Raw genomic sequence first — 5,957 nt, forward strand, 5'->3', positions numbered from 1 at the left:
ATAAGGTCCGGATATCTCATTAAATGGCTATCGTCAGAGCCCGGGGCCATCGCCCCGAGCGCGATGACGCCCTGTTGCTGCTCAGGCCGAGGATCACGACCTGTTCAGCGAAGCTCATCGGACACATCCCAGCCGGGCCTGGATTGACGCCAACGCTATGTCTTCAGAAACCTGATGATTCGCTGCAGATCCTGCCAGCCCTTCGCCTTCTCAGCCGGACTGCGCAGGTAATATGACGGATGGTAGGTAACCAGTAGCGGGATCGGCTCGGCACCAGCGCCGAGCTGAAACTGGTGTTGCTTGCCGCGCAGTCGGCCGACGGCTTCGGTGTTGCCAAGCAGGTTGTTGGCTGAGACGGCGCCGAGGCTGACGATGAGCTTGGGCTGAATGAGCGCAATCTGACGCTCGAGGTAGGGGCGGCAGGCGCTGGCCTCGTCAGGTGCTGGGTTACGGTTGCGCGGTGGGCGGCATTTGACGATGTTGGCGATGTAGACCTGCTCGCGCTTCAAGCCGACTGCTGCGAGCATCTTGTTCAACAGTTGGCCGGCGCGGCCGACGAAGGGCTCGCCCTGTCGGTCCTCGTCCTGGCCTGGTCCTTCGCCGATGAAGAGCAGCTCGGCATGGTGGTCACCGGTGCCAAAGACGGTCTGGGTGCGAGTCTCGCAGAGCTTGCAGCGGCGGCACTCGGCGACGCTGGCTTCGAGGGCACCCCAGTTCATCTTGGCGATGCCGTGCTGATCGGCGGCTAAGCCGAGGGCGGGCGAATTGGCACCTGACTCGCGATCCTGCGCGATGTCGGGAAGGTCTGACTCGGTTGGCCAAGGTGGCTGCTCGTCATCGCTCCAAGGCGGTGGCTCGTCGAGCCAGGGCGGAGGCCCATTGGATTCGGCAGCTGATGGCGAGAACGCTGTCGGAGCCGGAGCCGGAGCCGGGTGCTGTGATGGCTCGGCCTGCCGCGAGGGCGTCGATGGGGCTGGGGCTTGTTGGCTAGCCGGGGGAACAGTGCTCGTCGCGGCCGTTGCGGACCGGGTGGCTGTTTGCTGGGTGTTTGTTTTCTGGGTGGCGGTTGAGCCCACGGCGGGTGAGGAACCTGCCGCCGTTTCTGCCTTCCCCTCCTGTGCTTTGCGGGCTGCTGAGGCGCGTGCAATGGCTTGCAACGCGGCTTGGGCGCCGGCCGCGCTCGTCGCTGTGACCGGGGTTGTGGTCGTTGCCGGCCGTGCTTTGCGATCTTGACCCTGACCAGAGTGCGAGTCGGTGCCGGATGCCGGGCGCTGGGCAAGCGTCGGCAGCGGCGGATCTTGCGCGAGCGCCGTCTGCGCTTGCGGCGCAGCCGACTCGCCAGCGACGCGCGGCTTCCAGACCTGGATACCCATGGCCTTCAGGTAGTGCAGGCGGCGGGATTCATCCATGACAACGCCGGTCTTGAATTCGAGGCTCTTCAGAGCGCCGCTGATGAAAGCGCTGCGAGGGGTAGCCTGGCTGCCGCGGGGCTGGTTGTCGTGCAGGCTGCTCAGCAGACCGACCCTGCAAGCTCAGCCGCATTCTGGACTGAAGCCCGACGGGCACCGGCTTCATCGCACGCCCAGCCTCAGACATCCCCAGTCTGCGGATGGGCGCGCTCGCCAACGCTGCTGAGCTTGTTCAGCGCGTTCAGATAGGCCTTGGCCGAGGCGATGACGATATCGGTATCGGCACCGGCGCCGTTGACCACATGGCCGCCTTTCTCGAGCCGCACCGTGACCTCGCCCTGGGCGTCGGTGCCGCTGGTGATGGCGTTGACCGAGTAGAGCTTGAGGGTGGTACCGCTATTGACGATCGACTCGATGGCGCGGAAGGTGGCATCAACGGGGCCACCGCCGATCGCGGTGCCGGGCTCTTCCTCGCCGTCGAGGCTCAGGACCAGGTCCGCACGCGGGGTCTCGCCAGTCTCGGAGCAGACTCGCATGGAGACCAGCTTGACACGCTCGTTGGCGCTGCCGAGCGTTGCGTCGGTGACCAGCGCTTGCAGGTCTTCATCGAAGATCTCGTGCTTCTTATCGGCCAGATCCTTGAAGCGGCGGAAGGCCTCGTTGAGCTCTTCGACGGTGGCGAGCCGCACGCCGAGCTCCTCGAGTCGGACACGGAAGGCGTTGCGACCCGAGTGCTTGCCGAGCACCATCCGGTTCTGCTGCCAGCCAACATCCTCGGCGCGCATGATCTCGTAGGTCTCGCGATGCTTGAGCACGCCGTCTTGATGGATGCCGGACTCATGGGCGAAGGCGTTGGCGCCGACGATGGCCTTGTTGGGCTGCACCGGAAAGCCGGTGATGCCAGAGACCAGGCGCGAGCAGTTGACGATCTGGGTCGTGTCCAGGCGCGTGTCGCACTGAAAGTAGTCCTGCCGGGTGCGCACCGTCATCACGATCTCTTCGAGCGCGGCGTTGCCGGCACGCTCGCCAAGGCCGTTGATGGTGCATTCCACCTGGCGGGCGCCATGCTGCACCGCCGCGAGCGAATTGGCGACAGCCAGGCCGAGATCGTTATGGCAGTGCACCGAGAAGATGGCCTTGTCGGCATTCGGGATGCGCTCGCGCAGCTGCGCGATGAGGCTGCCGAATTGATGCGGCACCGCGTAGCCGACGGTATCGGGGATATTGATGGTGCGTGCACCGGCGTCGATCACCGCCTCGAGGATGCGACAGAGGAAATCGAGCTCGGACCGGCCGGCATCCTCGGGTGAGAACTCGACGTCATCGCAATACTGGCGCGCACGCTTGACCGCGATCACGGCCTGCTCGACCACCTGGTCCGGGCTCATCTTGAGCTTCTTCTCCATATGGATCGGCGAGGTGGCGATAAAGGTATGGATACGTCCGGCGTTGGCGTCCTTGAGGGCTTCGCCGGCGCGATCGATGTCGCGATCTAGGGCACGGGCGAGCCCGCAGACGGTGCTCTCCTTGACCGTGCGGGCAACCGCTTGGACGGCCTCGAAGTCGCCGTTGCTGGCGGCCGGGAAGCCGGCTTCGATGACGTCAACCCGCAGGCGCTCCAGGGCGGTGGCGATGCGTACCTTCTCGTCGCGGGTCATCGACGCGCCCGGGCTCTGCTCACCGTCGCGCAGCGTGGTGTCGAAGATGATCAAGTGATCTTTGTCGGTCATGATTGGGTCTCGGTGGGGTCAGGTGTTGAGCGCGCGGGCTGCCGTCAATGATAGTGGGTCTCGGGGCGAGGCTGCAGCCTGAGATCCTGGGCAGGCATCAGGTTCGATGATTCTAACCGCCGTTGCTGGCCGGTGCGCTAAGCTCGCTATGGCTTTGGCTGAGTCAGTCATCGAATTTGATGTCGACAGCAAGAGGCGGGCTGTGATCCATGAATGACCTGCATGATCTTGAGATGATGCTGCGCTCGGAGATGCCGATCCTGATGATCGAGTCGCTCGAAGAGCCGCGACTGCTCGAGCTGCTCGGCGAGATTGGTCTGCGCCTGAGCCTGCCGGTGTTCTGCTGGACACTCACGGACGGCCTGCGGCCGTTGGCGGGTCCTGTCGTGCCGAGCGGTGCCCATACTGATCCGCCCGAGGTGCTGCGGCATATCCAGGGTACGGTCCGCGCGGGACTCTACCTGCTACTGGATTTTCATCCGTTCCTCGAGCATCCATTGCATGTGCGGCTGCTCAAAGAGATCGCCCAGGGCTTCGCGGCGTCGGCGCCGCGGCGATTGGTATTGGTCAGTCATACGCTGGAGAGCCCGCCCGAGCTCAGGCATCTCTGCGCACGCTTCGAGCTGCCGCTGCCGGATCGGCAGCGGTTGCTGGGCGCTTTGGCGTGCCGCTCTTGCGGCTCGATTTCGGCCGCCTCTACGATAAGTACATCGGTGAGACCGAGCGTGAGTTACGCGAGGCGCTGCGCACGGCCGATGTGATGGCACCTTGTGTGCTCTGGTGCGACGAGATCGAGAAGGGGTTGGCGGTTGATGCTGGCGCTGAGGGGCCGGGGCGGCGCTTGCTGGGCTCGTTGCTGACCTGGATGGCGGAGCGCAAGAGTGCCGTGTTTCTGGTGGCAACCGCAAACGATATCGCGCAGCTGCCACCTGAGCTCATCCGCAAAGGACGCCTGGACGAGATCTTCTTTATCGATCTGCCGGGGGCCGAGGTGCGTCGCGAGATCATCGCGATCCATCTGCGCAAGCGCGGCCTCGATCCAAGCGGTTTCGATCTGGATGCTCTCGCGGCGGCGAGCGAGGGCTTCACTGGGGCCGGGATCGAGCAGGCGATCGTCTCGGCACTCTATGCGGCGCGCGCCAGCAATGGCGAGCCGAGCACCGAGTCAATCCGCATCCAGCTGGATGCAACTCAACCCCTCTCGGTTGTGATGGAGACGCAGATCGCCCAGCTTCGCCACTGGGCCCGAGGGCGCACGGTGCCGGCCTGAGCTCGGTTGGACGACAGCGGAGAGGCGTTCCGCTCGGCGCCAGCTCAACACTCGGGTTAAGATCGCGAACAGCGCACAGGTTCCTAGTGCAGATTTCTGCAAGTCGAGAGTCACGATGGAATATAAGGATTACTACAAGATCCTAGGGGTTTCGCGCGACGCGAAGCCCGAAGAGATCAAGGCCGCTTATCGCAAGCTGGCCCGCAAGTATCATCCGGACGTCAGCAAGGAGCCCGATGCCGAGGTCCGATTCAAGGAGGTCAACGAGGCCAACGAGGTCTTGAAGGACCCGGAGAAGCGGGCGCAGTACGACGCGCTCGGCAGCGGTTGGCATGCGGGTGACAACTTTAGTCCACCGCCAGGCGCGGGCGCTCGAGGAGCGGGTCGCGATTATCAATTCTCGGAAGATGAGGCCGCTCAGTTCAGCGACTTCTTCTCCAGTATCTTTGGTGGTATGGGAGGCGGCATGGGCGGTGGTCGTAGCAGCCGAGCCAGCGGCTTTGGTGACGCCGGTATGTATGCCGATCCTTTCGGTGGACGTGGTCGCGATCAGAACGCGCGCATTCGTATCTCGCTCGAAGAGGCCTACAAGGGCGGAACCCGCCAGCTGCGGCTCGAGGTGCCGGAGATCGATGCGCAGGGTCAGGTGAAGACACGCGCGCGTACCCTGAATGTCCGCATCCCCGCCGGTGTGACCGAGGGGCAGCAGATCCGACTTGCAGGCCAGGGTGGTCCGGGGCTTGGTGGCGGCGGGCAGGCGGGCTCTGCCGGCGATCTGTTTCTCGAGGTGGAATTCGAGCCGCATCCGCTCTTTCGCAGTGAGGGCAAGGATATCCACCTGAAGCTGCCGATCGCGCCCTGGGAGGCCGCCCGTGGCGCGACCGTGCCGGTGCCGACGCTGGGTGGTACCGTGAGCTTGAAGATCCCGGCTGGCTCGCAGAGCGCTCAGCGCCTGCGCCTAAAAGGGCGTGGCTTGCCCGGCAAGCCCGCGGGCGACGCCTTTGTCCAGCTCGAGATCACCAACCCGCCGGCCGATAGCGCTGAGGCACAGGCTGCATTCGATGCGCTGGCCGAGCGCTTTAAGTCTTTCAACCCGCGTGCAAAGCTGGGGGTCTGAGCCATGCCCGAACAGATGAGCGCAGTCGAAGGCGTGATCTTGGATGAGCGCACGGTGGTGACCGTTACCGAGCTGACTCGTGTCTGTGGCGTGAGTCTCGAGCAGGTGCGATTGATGGTCAGCGAGGGCATGCTGCATCCGCTTGGATCGGCGCCGGAGCAATGGCAATTCACCGGTATCGAGGTCCGGCGCACGCGGCGCGCGCTGCGTCTGCAGCATGACCTGGAGCTGAATCTGGCTGGCGCGGCACTGGCTTTGGATCTGCTCGATGAGGTCGAGCAGCTGCGCAGCCGGGTGCGTTGTCTCGAGCATCAGCTTGGCCGCCTCGAAGATGCTGACGGCAGTGGCTAAGTGAGCCAATCGCTTCGGTCGGTGGGCTGGCTCGTGAGTGGTCCGAGGGATTGGCTCGGGGACTGGCTCGGCGACTGGCT

The 5,957-nt window shown here is 64.5% G+C and carries 6 protein-coding genes; 4 read left to right on the forward strand and 2 right to left on the reverse strand.

All coding sequences use genetic code 11. The annotated features are described in order from the left end of the window. Window positions 1–155: 155 nt before the first annotated feature. Together ACY693_RS13845 and ACY693_RS13850 are read right to left on the reverse strand one after the other, a co-directional pair. On the reverse strand, window positions 156–1,409 hold the full coding sequence (locus ACY693_RS13845; protein WP_462322410.1) for a uracil-DNA glycosylase: 1,254 nt from the start codon (window positions 1,407–1,409) through the stop codon (window positions 156–158). A gap of 179 nt (window positions 1,410–1,588) precedes the next feature. Then, window positions 1,589–3,139: a 2-isopropylmalate synthase gene (locus ACY693_RS13850; protein ID WP_462322411.1), complete on the reverse strand. Its 1,551-nt coding sequence runs from the start codon at window positions 3,137–3,139 to the stop codon at window positions 1,589–1,591. 209 nt (window positions 3,140–3,348) lie between these two features. Between ACY693_RS13850 and ACY693_RS13855 the strand changes: the two genes are divergently transcribed. From ACY693_RS13855 to ACY693_RS13870, 4 genes are all read left to right on the forward strand, one after another. Beyond that, window positions 3,349–3,900 (forward strand): hypothetical protein, encoded by a 552-nt coding sequence (locus ACY693_RS13855; protein WP_462322412.1) that lies wholly within the window; start codon window positions 3,349–3,351, stop codon window positions 3,898–3,900. Further along, window positions 3,804–4,409, forward strand: coding sequence for an AAA family ATPase (locus ACY693_RS13860; protein WP_462322413.1), 606 nt, complete (start codon window positions 3,804–3,806; stop codon window positions 4,407–4,409). The genes ACY693_RS13855 and ACY693_RS13860 overlap by 97 nt, the downstream gene beginning before the upstream one ends. 115 nt (window positions 4,410–4,524) lie before the next feature. Beyond that, window positions 4,525–5,526, forward strand: coding sequence for a DnaJ C-terminal domain-containing protein (locus ACY693_RS13865; protein WP_462322414.1), 1,002 nt, complete (start codon window positions 4,525–4,527; stop codon window positions 5,524–5,526). A 3-nt stretch (window positions 5,527–5,529) separates the two neighbouring features. Beyond that, window positions 5,530–5,877 carry a chaperone modulator CbpM gene (locus ACY693_RS13870; RefSeq protein ID WP_462322415.1) on the forward strand — a complete coding sequence of 116 codons (348 nt, stop codon included), beginning with the start codon at window positions 5,530–5,532 and terminating at the stop codon, window positions 5,875–5,877. Window positions 5,878–5,957: the final 80 nt, after the last annotated feature.

The sequence above is a fragment of the Halochromatium sp. genome (assembly GCF_054919635.1).

What these genes read in the sequence shown, in the direction of transcription:
- ACY693_RS13845 (WP_462322410.1), bottom strand. Translation starts at nt 1,409, where the DNA reads ATGGATGAATCCCGCCGCCTGCACTACCTGAAGGCCATGGGTATCCAG.
- ACY693_RS13850 (WP_462322411.1), bottom strand. Translation starts at nt 3,139, where the DNA reads ATGACCGACAAAGATCACTTGATCATCTTCGACACCACGCTGCGCGAC.
- ACY693_RS13855 (WP_462322412.1), top strand. Translation starts at nt 3,349, where the DNA reads ATGAATGACCTGCATGATCTTGAGATGATGCTGCGCTCGGAGATGCCG.
- ACY693_RS13865 (WP_462322414.1), top strand. Translation starts at nt 4,525, where the DNA reads ATGGAATATAAGGATTACTACAAGATCCTAGGGGTTTCGCGCGACGCG.
- ACY693_RS13870 (WP_462322415.1), top strand. Translation starts at nt 5,530, where the DNA reads ATGCCCGAACAGATGAGCGCAGTCGAAGGCGTGATCTTGGATGAGCGC.